The sequence below is a fragment of the Brevibacterium renqingii genome, from assembly GCF_017808105.1.
GTDB lineage: Bacteria > Actinomycetota > Actinomycetes > Actinomycetales > Brevibacteriaceae > Brevibacterium > Brevibacterium renqingii.
In genome coordinates this window covers 102451-119601 of the sequence record NZ_JADBHF010000005.1, presented here as the reverse complement: position 1 = coordinate 119601, position 17151 = coordinate 102451, and the positions used below count along the sequence as shown (strand labels likewise).

At 65.4% G+C, this 17151-nt stretch carries 15 protein-coding genes; 6 read left to right on the top strand and 9 right to left on the bottom strand.

The window, feature by feature from the left end; genetic code table 11:
- Positions 1-62 precede the first annotated feature (62 nt).
- Together IHE57_RS06855 and IHE57_RS06850 are read left to right on the top strand one after the other, a co-directional pair.
- Positions 63-1643, top strand: a complete 1581-nt coding sequence (locus IHE57_RS06855) for an acyl-CoA carboxylase subunit beta (protein ID WP_209325323.1) — start codon at positions 63-65, stop codon at positions 1641-1643.
- Complete coding sequence (locus IHE57_RS06850) at positions 1640-1987, top strand: hypothetical protein (RefSeq protein WP_246475898.1); 348 nt, start codon at positions 1640-1642, stop codon at positions 1985-1987. Before IHE57_RS06855 ends, IHE57_RS06850 begins: the two co-directional genes overlap by 4 nt.
- A 137-nt stretch (positions 1988-2124) precedes the next feature.
- On the opposite strand, the gene IHE57_RS06845 is transcribed toward IHE57_RS06850, so the two are convergent.
- The 4 genes from IHE57_RS06845 to IHE57_RS06830 form a co-directional block, all read right to left on the bottom strand.
- Complete coding sequence (locus IHE57_RS06845; protein WP_209371935.1) at positions 2125-3864, bottom strand: MDR family MFS transporter; 1740 nt, start codon at positions 3862-3864, stop codon at positions 2125-2127.
- Positions 3861-4568, bottom strand: coding sequence for a TetR/AcrR family transcriptional regulator (locus tag IHE57_RS06840; protein WP_209371933.1), 708 nt, complete (start codon positions 4566-4568; stop codon positions 3861-3863). The genes IHE57_RS06845 and IHE57_RS06840 overlap by 4 nt, the downstream gene beginning before the upstream one ends.
- Before the next feature lie 101 nt (positions 4569-4669).
- A complete protein-coding gene (locus IHE57_RS06835) occupies positions 4670-5467 on the bottom strand; it encodes a nitrilase-related carbon-nitrogen hydrolase (protein ID WP_209371931.1) in 798 nt (265 codons plus the stop codon).
- 101 nt (positions 5468-5568) lie between these two features.
- A complete protein-coding gene (locus tag IHE57_RS06830) occupies positions 5569-6765 on the bottom strand; it encodes an MFS transporter (protein WP_209325327.1) in 1197 nt (398 codons plus the stop codon).
- Between the two features lie 118 nt (positions 6766-6883).
- On the opposite strand from IHE57_RS06830, the gene IHE57_RS06825 reads away from it, so the two are divergent.
- Complete coding sequence (locus IHE57_RS06825; protein ID WP_209371929.1) at positions 6884-8560, top strand: DUF885 domain-containing protein; 1677 nt, start codon at positions 6884-6886, stop codon at positions 8558-8560.
- 12 nt (positions 8561-8572) lie between these two features.
- Complete coding sequence (locus tag IHE57_RS06820) at positions 8573-9256, top strand: GntR family transcriptional regulator (protein ID WP_209371927.1); 684 nt, start codon at positions 8573-8575, stop codon at positions 9254-9256.
- Positions 9257-9368: 112 nt separating this feature from the next.
- Here IHE57_RS06820 and IHE57_RS06815 read toward each other — a convergent pair whose 3' ends face one another.
- From IHE57_RS06815 to IHE57_RS06800, 4 genes are all read right to left on the bottom strand, one after another.
- Positions 9369-10895, bottom strand: a complete 1527-nt coding sequence (locus IHE57_RS06815) for an MFS transporter (protein WP_343071879.1) — start codon at positions 10893-10895, stop codon at positions 9369-9371.
- An 87-nt stretch (positions 10896-10982) separates the two neighbouring features.
- Entirely contained in the window at positions 10983-11516 is a 534-nt protein-coding gene (locus IHE57_RS06810) for an MFS transporter (RefSeq protein ID WP_366933887.1), read from the bottom strand.
- A 74-nt stretch (positions 11517-11590) separates the two neighbouring features.
- Positions 11591-12970, bottom strand: coding sequence for an LLM class flavin-dependent oxidoreductase (locus IHE57_RS06805; protein ID WP_209371925.1), 1380 nt, complete (start codon positions 12968-12970; stop codon positions 11591-11593).
- Entirely contained in the window at positions 12967-14328 is a 1362-nt protein-coding gene (locus IHE57_RS06800) for an MFS transporter (protein WP_209371923.1), read from the bottom strand. Before IHE57_RS06800 ends, IHE57_RS06805 begins: the two co-directional genes overlap by 4 nt.
- 282 nt (positions 14329-14610) lie before the next feature.
- Here IHE57_RS06800 and IHE57_RS06795 point away from each other — a divergent pair, with 282 nt between their 5' ends.
- Both IHE57_RS06795 and IHE57_RS06790 read left to right on the top strand, forming a co-directional pair.
- Positions 14611-15141 carry a flavin reductase family protein gene (locus IHE57_RS06795; protein ID WP_209371921.1) on the top strand — a complete coding sequence of 177 codons (531 nt, stop codon included), beginning with the start codon at positions 14611-14613 and terminating at the stop codon, positions 15139-15141.
- Between the two features lie 102 nt (positions 15142-15243).
- The gene (locus IHE57_RS06790; protein ID WP_209371919.1) at positions 15244-16308 is read left to right on the top strand and encodes an Rv2578c family radical SAM protein; all 1065 of its coding nucleotides are present in this window, start codon (positions 15244-15246) and stop codon (positions 16306-16308) included.
- 111 nt (positions 16309-16419) lie between these two features.
- Here IHE57_RS06790 and IHE57_RS06785 read toward each other — a convergent pair whose 3' ends face one another.
- The gene (locus IHE57_RS06785; protein WP_209371917.1) at positions 16420-17100 is read right to left on the bottom strand and encodes a TetR/AcrR family transcriptional regulator; all 681 of its coding nucleotides are present in this window, start codon (positions 17098-17100) and stop codon (positions 16420-16422) included.
- Positions 17101-17151: the final 51 nt, after the last annotated feature.

Genomic DNA, 17151 nt, shown 5'->3' with positions numbered 1-17151 from the left:
CACTCTAGATTCTTTTGGTGGGAGTGCACAATGAAGCGCTCTCACGTCGTTATTGTGGAGGCATGACGGATACCCCACGGACTACAGCCGAGCGCATCGAGCACTTCACCCAGCGCCGGGACGCTGCCCACACCGGCAACCAGCGCTCGGTGGACAATCAGCACAAGCGCGGCAAGCAGACCGCCCGTGAACGCATCACCGCTCTCCTCGATGCCGATTCCTTCCAGGAGATCGACGAATTCGCCCGCCACCACAACCACCAGTTCGGGATGCAGAACAACCGTCCCGACGGCGACGGCGTGGTCTGCGGGCTGGGCACGATCGAGGGCAAGACCGTCGCAGTCTTCGCTCACGACTTCACTGTCCTCGGCGGGTCGCTCGCGGAGGCGAACGGACGCAAGATCGTCAAGGTGCAGAAGCTCGCGCTCAAGCTCGGCTGCCCGATCATCGGCATCAACGACTCCGGCGGCGCCCGGATCCAGGAGGGCGTGGGGTCGATCGCCCTGTTCGCCGAGATCTTCCGCCTCAATGTGGCCTCCTCCGGGGTCATCCCGCAGATCTCGCTGATCATGGGCCCCTCGGCCGGCGGTGCTGTCTACTCGCCCGCCCTGACGGATGTCACGATCATGGTCGATCAGATCAGCCACATGTACATCACCGGTCCGGACGTCATCAAGACCGTCACCGGCGAGTCGGTCGGCCACGAGGAGCTCGGCGGCGGCCGGACGAACAACACCGTCTCGGGCAACGCCCACTACCTGGCCAGTGACGAGGAGGACGCCGTCAACTATGTGCGCGATCTGCTCTCGTTCCTTCCGCAGAACAACATCGATCCGGCCGATGCCGATGAGTTCGAGTCCGATCTCTCGCTGACGGCCGAGGACGAGGCGCTCGATGCCCTCATGCCCGATTCGCCTTCGCAGCCCTACGACATCCTCGACGTCGTCACCACCGTCCTCGACGATGCGGAGTTCCTGCAGGTCTCCGAGCTCTTCGCTCCGAACGTCATCACCGGGTTCGGCCGGGTCGAGGGCGTGAGCGTCGGGATCATCGCCAACCAGCCGATGCAGCTGGCCGGCACCTTGGACATCGACGCCTCGGAGAAGGCCGCTCGCTTCGTTCGCCTCTGCGACGCCTTCAACATCCCGATCCTCACCTTCGTCGACGTGCCCGGCTTCCTGCCCGGCACCGATCAGGAGTACGGCGGCATCATCCGCCGCGGGGCGAAGCTCATCTACGCCTATGGTGAGGCCACGGTCCCCCTGGTCACTCTCATCACCCGCAAGGCATACGGGGGCGCGTACTGTGTGATGGGGTCGAAACAGCTCGGGGCCGATATCAACCTCGCCTGGCCGAGCGCGCAGATCGCGGTCATGGGCGCCCAGGGTGCGGCGAACATCGTCTACCGGCGCAGACTCAAGGCCGCCGAGGAGGCCGGTGAGGACGTCGAAGCCGTGCGGGGCGAGCTCATTCAGGACTACGAGGACGCTCTGCTCAACCCGTATCTGGCCGCCGAAGAGGGCTACATCGACGCCGTCATCAAGCCGAGCGAGACCCGCAGCCGGATCGTGCGTTCCCTGCGCGCGTTGAAGAACAAGCACGTCGACGCTCCCGCGCGCAAGCACGGTAACATCCCACTATGAGTGAGGGTGCACAGGGACTGCCCGTCGAGGAACCGGCCGCGGCAGACGAGCTGACCGGAGTTGCCGAAGGGGCCGCGGCCGACTCCGTGGTCTCCGCCTCGGTCGAGACGCGTTCGCGGGTCCTCGCTCACGACGGCGAACCGGTCAGCGACGAGATGGCCAGCGCAGCAGCAGTGGCCGCTGTGGTCGCGATCCGTCAGGTGGCTCGTGCCTATGCAGCCAATCAGGCGGCGGCGCTGAACGAGATCGAGACGAAGAGGCACGACCGTGCAGGGTTCGGCGCCCCACGCCGCAATGTGCGTCGGCGCCTCCCGCAGGCCTGGACGCAGACCCTGGGACGCTGACCCCCGCGGGACACGCTTGAAGGGCGAGCGCCGTCGAAAGGACCACTTTGCGTCGACCGGACCGGTTGCAACCGGTCCGGTCGACGCTGAGTGGTCCTCTCGGCGCAGGCGGGCGGCCGGAGGCCGAAGCTCAGCGGCTACTTCAGACGATATTGGTCCTTGGCCGGATCCACGCCCGCCGCCACTTGGAACGTGCCGGCGGCGGTTCCCGGTGCGGGATCGGACTCCCCTTCGACCGAGATCGTGCTCAGGCGACGGTGGCTCTCCGAGTCTGCCGTCCCCCGTGCGGCTCCGCCCATGTCCTCTCCGTAGACGGCCTCGCCGCGAGCAACCATTCCGGCGACGTCGGAGAGTCTGAGCTGCGGGAGGAACCAGGCGAGGACGAAGGCGATGAGGAACACCGGGACCATGTACCAGAACGAGGGCGCCAGGGCGTCGGCGTAGGCGTTGACCACGAGATCGTGGACCGGACCGGGCAGGTCCGCCACCGACTCCGGGGTCAGAGAATCAGTCGCCGGCGCGCCTGCAGCGGCATTGGCTGCGTTCGCCGGCAGGTCCTGCATCGCCTCGGCGATCTTGTCCGAGAGACGAGAGGTGAAGATCGAACCGAACAGCGCGGTGCCCACCGAGGCGCCGATCTCACGGAAATAGTTGTTCGTCGAGGTAGCCGTGCCGACCAGCTGCGGAGCCACGGAGTTCTGGATGACCAGGACGATGATCTGCATGACCAGTCCCAGGCCGAAGCCCATGGTGAAGATCATGAGACCGATGACGACCATTGAGGTGTCGGCCGTCATCGTCGTCATCCAGGCCAGTGCGGCGCCGGCGATGAGGGTGCCGGCGAGCGGATAGATCTTGTACTTGCCGGTCTTCGACACGATGATGCCCGAGACGATCGATGTCAGCATGACGCCGGCCATCATCGGCAGCATGAGCAGTCCGGACCCGGTGACATCGGTGCCCGCGGCCATCTGCATGAAGGTCGGCAGGAACGCCATTGCGGAGAACATGCCCAACCCGAGGAGCAGGCCGATGACGGTGGAGAGCACGAACGTCGGGTTCTTGAACAGTCCGATGGGGATGATCGGGTTCGAGACCTTCGACTCGACGAGGACGAACAGCGCTGCCGCAACGATCGTGCCGATGATGAGGGAGATGATCATCGGCGAGTCCCAGTCGTAGTCGTGTCCGCCCCAGCTGGTGACGAGGATGAGCTGCGAGGTCGCTGCGATCATCAGAACGATGCCGAGGACGTCGACCTTCTGATCGGATCTGTGATTGGGCAGACGCAGGGCGAAGAGCCCGATGAAGAACGCGATGATGCCGATGGGCACATTGATCCAGAAGCACCAGCGCCAGTCCAGATGCTGGGTGAAGAATCCGCCGAGCACCGGCCCGAGCACGCTCGAGATCGCAAACAGCCCGCCGAGCGGTCCCATGTACTTTCCGCGCTCGCTGGCGGGGATGATGTCGGCGATGATCGCCTGCGAGAGGATCATCAGACCGCCGCCGCCCAGGCCTTGGAACCCGCGCCAGGCGATGAGCTCCCAGAAGTTCTGCGACAGGCCCGAGCCGAAGGAACCGATGACGAAGATCGCAATCGCCACCAGGAAGATGATCTTCCGTCCCCACATGTCGCCGAACTTGCCGTAGAGAGGCATGACGATCGTCATCGCCAGCAGGTAGATGGTGACCAGCCAGGCCTGATGCTCGACACCGTCGAGTTCGCCGACGATGGTCGGCATCGCCGTGGACACGATCGTCTGATCCAGAGTGGCCAGGAACATCGCGGCCATGAGGGCGGAGAAGATGAGAACGATCGTCTTCTTCGTCAGAACTATCGGAGCCCTGTCCTCCGTCGTGGGTGCAGCACTCATGCTGACTCCTCCTTGAAGATCGTGCGCAGTTCGGTGAAGAGTCCCTCGATCACGGGGCCCGGATCGCCCTCGAGCCTGCGCAGTCGGGTGAAAGTCGCCTTCAGCGCCATCATCGCCAGCGCGGCGACGGCTTCGGCGCGCAGCGAGACCGGCTCATCGTCCTCGGCGTCGCAGGCGACCGCTGTCTCGCTGAGAGGCGGTACCGGCGCCGAGGCCGTGCGGGGCGTGCCATCGAGGCGACGCTGGATGATGCGTCGGAAGAGCCGTTCGTTGTTGCCCATCCGCGCCATCTGCAGCTGCAGCAGCGAGGGATCCTGCTTGAGCATGAGGTGGTACTGGTGCATCTCCTCGCGTTTGCTCATGCGAGTCGCGACGATGAAGCCGAGGAGGTGCTCGAGATCGGCGATGAGGTTCCCATGGGGCCCTCCGGCCTCGAACTCCTCGATGGCAGGCTGGTCCTCCTCATCGAATACGGTGTCGGCGCGTCCGAGGAGTGCTTCTTCCTTCGATGAGTAGTAGTTGAAGAAGGTCCGGCGCGAGACTCCGCAGCGTTCGCAGATGTCTTCGACGGTGACGTTGTGGTAGCCCTTCTCCAAGGCGAGATCGACGGCGGCGCGCCGCAGAGCCTGGCCGCGTTCGCGCTTCTTGCGTTCACGCAGCCCTTCTGTCGGGGCCGAGGGATCGCTTTCCGAGCTGAATGACATGACCCTATTATTGCACTCCGTGCATTTTTGCCTCAAGTGCAATTAAGGTGTTCTAGAGCACACTCGCATTCAGCCGCCGGCGTTCCAGCAGCGCCTCGGACTCAGTATCCGAGCTTCGCGTTGGCCAGCACCGGAACCGCCTCGGCCGCCTTGTCCGCCTCGGCCAGGTCGAGGTCGACGACTTCGAGGCGCTCGGCCCCGTCCAGTGAGCTGAGGACGTGGCCGAAAGGGTCGGAGACGAGGCTGTGCCCGACACCTGTCGGCCCCTTCTTCGGCACCTCGACACCGCTGACCTCGGGATCGGCCTGGCCGAGTGCGGCCACGAACATGTTCGAATCGAGGGCTCGGGCCCGCGCGAGGATCTCCCATTGCTCGACCTTGCCGGGTCCGGCGCCCCAGGCGGCGGCCACCACAGCCAGGCGGGCACCGCGGCGGCTGAGTTCGGCGAAGAGCTTGGGAAAGCGGATGTCATAGCACAGAGCCAGACCGATGTCCTCGCCGTCGATGCTGATCACCACAGGTTCGGCTCCGGGTTCCACGGTGTCCGATTCTTTGAATCCGAAGGCATCGTAGAGGTGGATCTTCGCGTAGTCGAATCGTTCGCCCTCAGGCGTGTAGGCGGCGAGGAGATTGATGACCCTGTCGCCGGTGACAGCGAATTCACCGACGACGATGATGAGGTCGAGTTCGGCTGCCAGCTCGGCCAGGGCGCTTCTCCAGGATTCGGTGTTCTCCTCCGCGATGCCGCGCAGCCGGGATCCGAAGGCTGACATCGTGGCCTCCGGGAAGACGACGAAGCGGGCGCCCGCCTCGGCGGCCTCACGAGCAAAGGTGCGGACTTTGTCGAGATTCTCGGGCACCGAGGTGGTCGAGTTGATCTGAGCGAGCGCGAACTTCATTCTGATCCTCCGGGCAGCGGGCTCTGAGCCGAAGGGCCAGGGCCCTTCGTACGGTTCTCTCTCAGGCTATCGCGATCACGACGAGGGCGGAACCGGACGACTCACCCGAGGTATTCCCGGCCGGGTCGGCCGCCTCGGCGACGACCGTGGACTCCGATGTAGACGACGACGGCGGCGACGACGAGTCCGGCACAGACGAGGAACATCCCGTTCCCACCGGTCAGCGGATAGAGGAATCCGAGGATGACCGGGCCGATGCCCGAACCGGCGTCGAGGAGGAGGAAGAAGGATGCCGTGGCCACGGGAACGCGATTCATCGTCACCGATTTGACGGTGATGGCCTGCATGCAGGGCATGAGCGAGCCGAATCCGAAGCCGATGAGCACGCCGGCGAGAACGATGCCCGTCATCGTCGGCCACAGCGCGAGCAGGAGATTTCCGGCGATGTCGCAGGCGAAGACCGGGAAGATCACTGCGTTGTCGCCGAAGACGTCCTGCAGCCGGCCGACGAACAGGCGGGCGACGAGCGAGGCGAGAGCGAAGGCGACGAAGAACAGTGAGGCCGCGGCCGCGACCCCGTGCTCGGCCGCATAGCCGGCGAGGAACACGAGTGCCGCAGCGTAGGCGGTGCCGGCCAGCAGCATGACCGAGCCGATCCGCAGCCCGTCCCGATCTACGAGCGTGCCGAGCCTGAGATGCCATTTCGTCCGCCGCTGATAGTCGCTGAGCTCCTGGGCAGGCAAGCGGATGAGAATGCAGGCCACGAGGGCCGCGACGGACATGACGGCCGAGGCGATGAAGAGCATCGCGAAATCGGATTCGCGGGGGATGATCACACCCAGGTACGGTCCGAGCGCCGTCGACAGCGTCGTGGCCGTTCCGAAGTAGCCCGTCCCTTCGCCCCGACGGGAGGCGGGGATGATGCTCTGGATGGCGGTCATGATCGCAGTGTTGCCCGCTCCGAAGGCGAGGCCGTGGACGATGCGCAGACCGATGAGGAGGGTGAGGCTGTCGGCGGCCAGATATGCCAACGAGGCGAGCACCGAGACCGCCATCGTGATGATGAGCAGACGCCTGCGCCCGATGAAGTCGAGATACTTGCCGGTGAGCACACGGGCGAAGACGGCGCCGAGGACGAAGGCGGAGGACGCGAATCCGGCGGCTGCCTCGCCGGCGGCGAACCGGGCCACGGCGTAGCCGGCCATGGACGTCATCAGCAGGTAGAACACCATCGACATCGACAGGTTGAGACCGATGCCGACGATGAAGTCCTTCGTCCACAGCTTCGCTTGTGCCACTGGAGGTCGGTCTCGCTTTCTGCTGCGGGTCGGGAACACAGACAGATTAGCGGGTTCGACGACGGCCGGGGCTGCAGTCCACGCCGAACGTGACGCAGCTCGCGATAGGGTGGATCCCATGACTGAGAAGAGAACTCCTTCCGCTGTCGACGCCGTCGCCGAGGACTACGTCGATGACATGCTCGCGCTCTCCCCCTCTCTCGCCCTCTATCTGGGCCTCGACGGCGCGGAGGGTTTCGACGACCTCTCCCCCGCCGGGCTCTCTGCACTCAACGACCTCACCGTGTCCACGCTCAAGCGCCTGGATGAGGCCGAAGCCGGAGCCGAACTCGATGAGGTCGATCGCGTCACCATCGATGCGATGCGCGATCGTCTCGGCGTCGACAGGGACCTCTTCGAGGCCGGCATCAAGCATGCGAGCCTCAATGTCATCGAATCCCCGCTGCAGCAGGTCCGGGATGCCTTCGACCTCATGCCCACCTCCACGACCGACGACTGGGAGACGATCTCGACCACACTGGCCGCGATTCCCGCTTCGCTGGCCGGCTACCAGGAGTCCCTCGCATCGGCACGGGAGAACGGTCGCGTCGCTGCTCGCATCCAGATCGAGAAGGTCATCGAACAGGCCCGGGCCCTGGCCGAACCGGGCAGCAACTTCGACCGTCTCGTCGCCGGCGCCTCTAATATCCCTGCAGCCCTGCGCTCGGATCTGAGTGACCATGCTGCGGCGGCCCGGGAGTCCGCATCGGCCCTGGCCGAGTTCCTCGGCTCGCAGCTGCTGCCGGCTGCCGGCGAGAACGAGGCCTGCGGCCGGGAAGCCTATGGACTCCACTCCCGGGACTTCCTCGGCGCCGAGGTCGACTTCGACGAGACCTACGCCTGGGGGCTCGAGGAACTCGGCCGCATCGACGCCGAACAGCGCAAGGTGGCGGCGAAGATCGTGCCCGGCGCCGATCTGTTCGAGGTCATGGATGCTCTGAACAAGGATCCCGAACGCACGCTCGTCGGCACCGACGCTCTGCGTGAGTGGATGCAGAGCGTGGCCGACGAGGCGATCGCCGAACTCGGCAAGACCCACTTCGACATTCCCGAGCCTGTACGGACGATCGAATGCATGATCGCCCCTTCTGCCACCGGCGGCATCTACTACACCGGCCCGACCGACGACTTCTCCCGGCCCGGCCGCATGTGGTGGTCGGTGCCCGAAGGCGTCACGGAGTTCGCCGCCTGGCAGGAGAGGACGACGGTCTACCACGAGGGAGTTCCCGGTCATCATCTGCAGATCGGTCAGGCCACCTATGTCTCGGACACTCTCAATCGCTGGCGCCGTCTCATGTGCTGGGTCTCCGGACACGGTGAGGGGTGGGCGCTGTATGCCGAGAAGCTCATGGCCGACCTCGGATTCTTAGACGATCCCGGCGACTACCTGGGCATGCTCGATTCGCAGCGTCTGCGTGCGGCGCGAGTGGTCCTCGACATCGGCTTCCACCTCGGGCTCGAGGCCCCGGACAGCCTCGGCGGCGGGATCTGGAATCGGGAGAAGGCCTGGCAGTTCCTCACGGACAATGTCGCCATGGATCGGTCGTTCCTGGCCTTCGAACTCGACCGCTACCTCGGGTGGCCCGGTCAGGCTCCCAGCTACAAGATCGGCCAACGCCTGTGGGAGCAGTTCCGAGACGAAGCGAAGTCCGCCGCCGGCGCCGACTTCGATCTCAAGGCATTCCACACTCAGGCGCTGGGGCTCGGCTCTGTCGGCCTCGATACCCTCGGCCGCGCTATGGAGCGCACACGGTGAGACGAGGACCACGTGGGGACCGATGAGACTCCGCGCTCGGAGACGGCGCGGGTCACCGAGGTGCTGCGCAACGAGATCATCGACGGCGACCGGATGCCGGGAGACAAGCTCGTGGAACGCAATCTCGCGACCGAACTCGGCGTCTCCCGTGTGCCCATCCGTGAAGCGCTGAAGAAGCTCGCTGCCGAAGGGCTGGTGACGAACCGACCGAACACGTGGTCAACGGTCCGGGTGTTCTCCCCCAGCGACATCGCAGATCTCAACGAGGTCCGAACGGTCTTCGACGTGCTCTCCTTCGAGCTGGCCGCTCAAAGGCACAACCGTGAGGGGCTGGCCCGTCTTGAGGCCACGATGCGCAAGGGACAGGAGCTGTCGGAGGCCGGGGACGTCGTCGGTGCACACCGCTGCGCGGCGGAATTCCACGCCATCGTCACCGAGCTCTCGGGCAACGAGCTGCTCGCGGAGATCGGGGCACTGCTCGATTCGCGGATGCGCTGGCAGCTGAGCCGACACGATGACCTCGGCGTCGTCGCCACCGAGCATGCCGAACTCTACGAGGCGATCGCCCGCCGGGACCAGGCTCGAGCCGGAGCCCTGGCCGCGCACCATCTGGGGACGAGCCGGGAGCAGCACGACAAGCATTCGAAACGCCTGGCCCGAACCGCCGACGACGCAGATCAGGCCGAGGAAGGCTGACCGAACGGCCACCCGCTCAGCTCCTTCTTCCGAGCCGGCGCACAGCTGCGCACCTTCGATGTGCTCAGACCGAGTCCGACGAGGGACTCGGCCGTACGAGGATCTGCGACCGTCAGCCCTCGTGCTCGACGTCTTTGGCCGTCGGATCCCACTTCACGACGCCCACGGCGATCGCACCGGCCAGTGGGGCGCAGGCGACGATCCAGAACACACCGGTGCCCAGAGAGCCGGCGAGGATCGGGAACATGATGAGCGAGACGATCGAGAAGGCGCGCAGCACGGACTGGTTGAAGCCGATTCCGATGCCGCGCAGCCGCGTCGGATAGGACAGCGTCGCGTAATTCATGAGGTTCGCTCCGGGCCCACCGGCTTGGGCGAAGACGAAGGCCGAGAGCATGGCCACGGAGACGATGACGAGGGCACCGTTCGGGATGCCCACGATCGCCAACAGCCCCAGCGACAGAGCCTGGATCATGAATCCGACCAGGGTGATCCGGCGTGTGCCGAAGCGATTGACGATGCTCATCCCGAGCAGTCCGCCGATGGTGCCGAAGCCGAGGTTGATGATGAGCGAGGAGACGATCGTGATCAGCGGCGTCTGATGGAAGAGCGTCGTGATGATGAGCGGAGTGCCGTAGGCGACGGCGTTGTAGCCGAAGGTCGAGAACACGGAGACACAGAGCGCCACGATGGTGCGAACCCTGTAGCGCGGGGTGAAGAGTTCAGCGAAGCCGCTCCATCTCCCACCCTTGACCGGATCAGCCGAGGAGGCGGGCGAGTCCTGCTCATCGACAGGGGCGAGTTCGACATCGAGGTTGTGGTGGGAGCGCATGACGTCGACTGCGGCCCGCAGATCGCCCTGATTGGCCAGCCATTCGGGCGATTCCGCGAGGTAGCGACGACGCACCAGGAGCACGATGAGCGCAGGCACTGCGCCGAAACCGACGACGATGCGCCAGAGGATCGCGTGCTGGTCATAGGGCAGGGTGACGAAGATGATGAGAACGACGAGGTACCCGACACCGGTGGCGAAGTACCAGGCAGGCGACCAGGCGTTGACCCGCTGTGAGCGGTTGCCTTTGCCCTTGAGTTTGGAGAATTCGGCGAGGAAGGCCATGGCCACAGGAAGATCGAGGCCGACGCCGATGCCCATGACGAAGCGGAAGGCGATGAGGAACCATTCGTTCGGTGCCACGGCGCAGCCGAGCGCGGCGACGACGAAGAAGACCATATCGGCCATGAACAGTCTGTAGCGGCCGAAACGGTCGACGAGGTAGCCGCCGAACAGCGCCCCGATGACGGCGCCGACCATGATCGAGGCGTTGACGAGTCCGGTCATGAATCCGCTGAGGCCGAACTGGTCCTGAATCGCCGTGATGCCGAAGGCCAGAGAGGAGAAGTCGTAGGCGTCCATGAAGATGCCGCCGAGGGCGAGGATGATGACGGCCGTCGTCTTCGTCCCCTGAGAACCGAACTCGGCGAGCACGTTGTGGATATCTGCCGCGGTGCGCACGAGGCGCGGGGAACGAGCACTGTCCGCCGCTGTCGCTGCGGAGGCAGGAGGAGTCTGTGCGGATGCTGTCTGGCCGACGGCGAGTGGTGTCTGCGCCGAATCGTCGGCGGATTCTGTCGAAGTCACAGTCGACAAGTATGGCCCTGGGGCCGCTCACCGCCCCCGCGCGCTGTCACAGTTCGTCACCGTCGACGACCGGGGCTCCTCAGCGGCTCATTCGAGAGCGAGACCGCGCTTCTCCGGCAGCAGGAACATCGCGAGGAACTGGATGACGTAGATGGTCGGCAGCAGCGCCAAGGCGAAGCCGAACCCGAGGGAACCGGCCAGCAGGGCGATGACGATGGGCGCCAGTCCCCCGATGGCGCGTCCGATGTTGAAGATGACGTTCTGAGCCGTGGCCCTGACTTCGGTCGGGTACATCTCAGCCAGCAGCGCTCCGTGTCCGCCCAGCATGCCGTTGGCGAAGGCGCCCATGAAGAACCCGCCGGCGAGCAGAGCGGTCGGGTCGGTCATCTGACTGTAGACGAGGATCGAGATGATCGCTCCCGCCTGGAAGATCCAGAAAGCGGGGCGGCGGCCCAGACGGTCGGCGAGCGCGCCGAAGACTATGTCGCCCAGGACGGCTCCCAGGAGAGCGATCGTCGACAGCGATCCGGCCTGGACGTCGCTGAGTCCGAAGCTCGCGATGATCCCGCTGACTGCGAAGCTGAGGATGAGCAGATCGAAGCCGTCGAGTCCGTCGCCGATCGCGTCCTCGACTGTTTCATCCTCTCAGTCCTCGAGCACTCACCTGCCGAACCTCACTCCGCAGCCCGAGCCGATCACACGCGAACGCCCGCGTCCAGCCGGAAGCCTGCGCCCTTGTGGTCGTCGGCCAGGTGCGGTCCCCCACCGGTGAGACGTTCGCGCACCGTGGCTCCGGCGACTGGGTCGTGCAGGAGGCCGCGCCTGCGCATCTCGGGTGAGACGTACTTCGTGAAGCGTTCGGCGTCGGCCGGTCGGACGGCGGCGGCGATGTTGAACCCGTCGATGTCCGCTTCGTCCATCCAGCGTTGGAATTCGTCGACGACGGTCTCGGGCGAACCGGTGATGACCGGTCCACGGCCGCCGAGCGCGACGAACTCCGCCAGATCGCGGATCGTCCACGCCTTGTCCCCGGCCATCGTGGTGAAGGAGGCGAGCGCCGACTGGTTGGCGTCGGTGGACACGTATTCGAGCGTGTCATCGGGTGAGGCTCCCGAGAGGTCGACGCCTGTCCAACCGCCGAAGAGGGAGAGAGCGGATTCCGTGTCGACATACCTGCGGTAGTCGGTCAGGCGCTCTTCGGCCCCCTCATCAGTGTCGTCGACGATCACTGTGGCCAGTGCGAAGATCTTCACTGCATCTCGGGAACGGCCGCGTGCGACGAGACCGTCACGGACCCTGTCGACCCAGCTGCGCAGAATCTGCGGGGTCGGTCCGGAGAAGAAGATCGCCTCGGCATGGTCGAGCGCGAACTCCTGGCCTCGTGCCGACGCTCCGGCTTGGAACAGCAGCGGAGTCCCCTGCGGGCCGGGAACGGCGAGCGCCTGACCGGGCACGGTGAAGAACCTGCCCTCGTGGCCGATGTCCCGGACCTCTGCGGGATCGATGAAGACGTTCGCTTCGGCATCAGCCTTGAGCGCCTCGGGAGTGATCGACCCTTCGCAGAGCTTGTACACGACTTCCATGAACTCGTCGGCCCTGTCGTAGCGCTCGTCGTGTGGGATCTGTCCCTTGAGGCCGAGGTTGCGGGCGGCCGAATCGACGTAGCTGGTCACGATGTTCCAGGCCACCCGACCGTTCGTGAAGTGGTCGAGCGTGGTCAGGGTGCGGGCGAGCAGGTAGGGCTTCTCATAGGTCACCGAGGCGGTGACGCCGAAGCCGAGGGTCTTCGTGGCCGCTGCCATGGCCGGGACCGCAACGAGCGGGTCGAGCAGCGGGAACTGCACTCCCCCGCGGTTCGTGACGTCGGCATTGCCGCCGTAGACGTCGTAGACCCCGAGGATGTCGGCGAGGAACAGTGAGGCGAAGCCGCCTTCTTCCAGGGTCTGCGCCAGCTCGATCCAGTACTCGAGCTTCGTGAAGTCCTCGATGCGCGATTCGGGGTGGCGCCAGAGCCCGGGCGACTGGTGCACCGGGGTCATCATGTCGAAGGCATTGAGCAGGATCGGTTTCGTCATCTGGTGTCTCCTGTGTTGGTGGTGATGGTTCCGGCGGCGGAGCGGGCGAGGCGGCGCGCCGGGTCCTTCGCCGCTGCGGCGGCGATGAGCGAGAGCACGCACAGCAGCGTGAGGTAGCCGCAGATGAGCCAGGGCGAGTGCCCTCCGGCGACGTAGAGCAGAGCTGCGACCATCGGCATGATGCCGCCGCCGATCACGGTGCCCAGCTGGTAGCCCATATTCACGCCCGAGTAACGGACCTCGATGGGGAACTGCTCGGCGAACCACGCGGCCTGGGGGCCGTAGACGGCGTCGTGGGCGAGATTCATGCCGAGGATGACGACGATGGGCAGGAAGGACAGCGGCCCGGCGTCGAGAAAGGCGAAGAACACCCAGCCGAAGACGGCGATGCCGATCAGTCCGCCGATGGTCACGAGTCTGCGGCCGAGCCGGTCCGAGGCCCATCCCCAGACCGGCCCGGTGAACAGACCGATCGCCGAGGCGATCATCACGGCGGTGACCCCCGAGGTGGAATCGCCGCGATTCTCAGACAGATAGCTGAGCATGTAGACGGTGATGAGATAGAAGACGCTGTTCTGAGCCAGGCGCAGCCCGATCGTGACGAGCAGCACGCGCGGGTACGCGGTGATGACCTCGCGCAGCGGGGACTGGGCGACCTCGCCGGAGTCCTTGAGTTCCTGGAATTCCGGCGCATCGGAGACGCCGAGGCGGATCCACAGCGCCAAGGCCACGAGCACCGCGGAGGCGAGGAACGGGATGCGCCAGCCGAAGGATTCGAACTGATCGCTCGGCAGCAGCTTCTGCACGAGGAAGAAGGCGCTGGTGGCCAGGAGCATGCCCGCCGCGGATCCGATCTGGGTGAAGGAGCCGAACAGTCCGCGTCTGCGCGCCGGAGCATGTTCGACCGAGAGCAGCGCGGAGCCGCCCCATTCGGCTCCGGCGGACAGGCCCTGGACGATGCGCAGGACGACCAGGGAGACCGCGGCCCACCAGCCGATCGTCGCGAAGTTCGGAACCAGTCCGATGAGTGTGGAAGCGGTGCCCATCGACAGCAGGGAGACCACGAGCAGCGCCTTGCGACCCAGCCGGTCGCCGAGGTGGCCGGCGATGATTCCGCCCAAAGGGCGGGCGAAGAACCCGACAGCCAGGGTGGCGAAAGCGGCCAGTCGGCTGCCGAGTTCACTGCCGGAGGGGAAGAACTGGACGTCGAAGATCAGCGCCGCGGCTGTGCCGTAGAGGTAGAAGTCGTACCACTCGATCGTCGTGCCGGCGAAAGCCGAAGCCAGCACCCGCTTCTTGCCGGCGAGCAACCGCGGCGGACTCTGGGGTGTCGAGTCGGTGACCGAAAGCTGTGTCATGAACGTCTCCTGTGGGCCTGCTCGAGCAGGCAACCGTGCCGGGATAGCATTTCGCTGAGCAATCTAGCCCCTGAGGCACCGCCACCGGATGCGCTCCGTCATGCCCTGACATCATCCGTCACACGCGGACAAAGAACGTCGTCATATGAACTCGAACGTCGCAATTCAAGGCGGTCTCTGGAATCATCGGCACCGACGACCGACACACAGTCGAACGATCCGGTGGCCTCGGAACCAGCGAGCACGTCCAGGATCGCTCAACAGAACACGTGAGGTGATTGAATGACGATCTCGACTAGCCCCGTTGCTGCCACACCCGTGGAGGCGAACCGCGCCTCGCCGGAGGCTCTCCGCGAGACGTTCTCCCATTTCCCACAGGGAGTCGCTTTCATCGGCGCCGAGGCCGACGCGGTTCCGCTCGGCATCGTCGCCTCCACTCTGACGGTCGGGGTCTCCCTCGTCCCTCCCTTGGTCAGCGTCGCGATCCAGACCTCCTCGACCACCTGGCCCTCCCTGCGCCGGGCCCCGGAACTGGGAATCTCACTGCTGAGCACGGACCAAGAGGGCCTGGCCAGGCAGCTCGCATCGACGGACCGCAACCGGCGCTTCAACGACGCCGCTCCCGACGTCACCGCGAGCGGCGCTCTGACGATTCCGGGGAGCTCGGCATATCTGTGGACCCGCCTTCACGCCGAGTTCGCCGCCGGTGACCACACAGTGGCGCTGCTTGAGATCCTCGGTGCCCGCAGCGACGGCAGAGCCGATGCCCTCGTCTTCCACCGCAGCGAGTTCAAAGGACTGCGCGTCTCCTGATGTCACCGTCGCGCAGGCGCTCTGCGCGCTATCGGCACCCCCTTGCACATCCGACCAGTCTCCAGCCTTGACCGTCATTCGAACTCATGTTCGAATTGAAGCATGAGATGGAACGAACTGGGCGACACGTCCGGCCCGAGGGCTCCCGATCTGTTCGGCGCCAAGGGGCTCATCCGCACGGTCCGGACTCCGGAGTTCTCCGGAATCGCCTTCCATGAGGTCCTTGCGAAATCGGCGCTCAACAAGGTCCCCCGGTCCAGTTCGATGCCCTTCACCTGGACGATCAACCCCTATCGCGGCTGCTCCCACGCCTGTGTCTACTGTTTCGCCCGCAACACCCACCGCTACCTCGACCTCGACGCCGGCAGGGACTTCGATCGGCAAGTCATCGTCAAAGTCAACATCGCCGAGGTGCTCGCCGCCGAGGTGTCCCGCCCGAGCTGGGCCCGCGACCATGTCGCATTGGGAACGAACACCGACCCCTATCAGCGGGCAGAGGGACGCTACGGCCTCATGCCCGGGATCATCACGGCATTGGCCGACCGCTCGACGCCGATGTCGATTCTCACCAAAGGCACTCTGCTGCGTCGCGATCTGCCTCTTCTCTCACGGGCCGCCGAGGAGACGTCGGTGGAGATCAGCATGTCGATCGCCGTCCACGACGACGCTCTGCAGCAGAGCCTCGAACCCGGCACCCCAACGACGAAGGCCCGGCTGGCCACCGTACGTGCCGCGGCCGATCTCGGCTTCGACGTCACCGTCTTCATGATGCCGATCCTGCCCAAGCTCACCGATTCCCTCGACCACCTCGATTCGGCACTCAGAGCGATCAGGGACGCCGGAGCCGCTCGAGTCGTCTATGGGGCTCTGCATCTGCGGCCGGGAGCTCGCGAATGGTTCTTCTCCTGGCTCGAGCGTGAACACCCCGAGCTTCTCGACCGCTATCGCAGGATGTACGCCACGTCGTCCTATGCCTCCAAGGAGTATCGCCGTTGGCTCGGTGAGCGCATCAACCCGCTCATCGACCGCTACGGGCTGCGCGGGACCGACGATGACGACTATCCGGCGACGTCCCGTAGGCGAGGCGGTCTCCGGTCGGAGCCGGCAGCGACCGCCGACAGCCCTGCTGCAGGGATCGTTGCCCCGGCCCAACAGGCCCTGTTCTGAACGCGACGGTGTGGGGCCGGTGATGGCGCGAGCGCGGTCGGTGAGGTCAGCGACGGCGCAGTCTGCGGTCCCGACGGCTGCAGCCGACGTCGAGTCCCTGCTCGATGCGGATCAGAGCAGGGGAACATTGGGATAGCGCACTGCGCCGTTCGGGTCGGTGACGGGAGCGCCGAGCATCCCGGCGGCGGCGTCGATGAGGAACCGTCCGACCTGCTCCCAGCTTCCCTTGTTGGCGTCCTCGTTCATCTTCGCCTCCTGGTCGGCGCATACGCCGACGACCATGGATCCCAGCAGATAAGCACGCCCCCGCAGAACGCTTTCAGGTATCCCCTCGAACTCACCGTTGATGAAACGCAGCTCATCGGGAAGGTCTGCCTCACGAGCCACTTCTGTGGCCACTTCGATCGCCGAAGGGACGGCCGATATCTGGGACATGAACTGAGCTCGCCAGCTCGGCCTCGGGAGGTTGTCGAGCACTTCGATGAGCGGCTGCAGTCGGCAGCGGACGAGTTCATGGATGTTCGGCGAATCGCTCAGCTGCGACGAGAGCTCCCGTCTGCGCTCGGCCATCTCGTCATGGTGCCTTTCGACGAGGGCACGCAGAAGGCCGTCGCGTCCGCCGAAGTGGTAGGCGATCGCCGAATGATTCGCCGCCCCGGCGTGCTCGACGATGCGCCGGTTCGATACCGCGTCGATCCCATTGCGCGCGAAGAGCTCTTCGGCCGCATCCAGCAGCGCTTCGCGCGCTCGGTCACTGTGGGTTCCCATGTCCTCAATCTTTTCATCAGGCATCGATTTCACAATTTTAAGTCACGCGTCTTAAACTGATCGGGTTCACCGTGG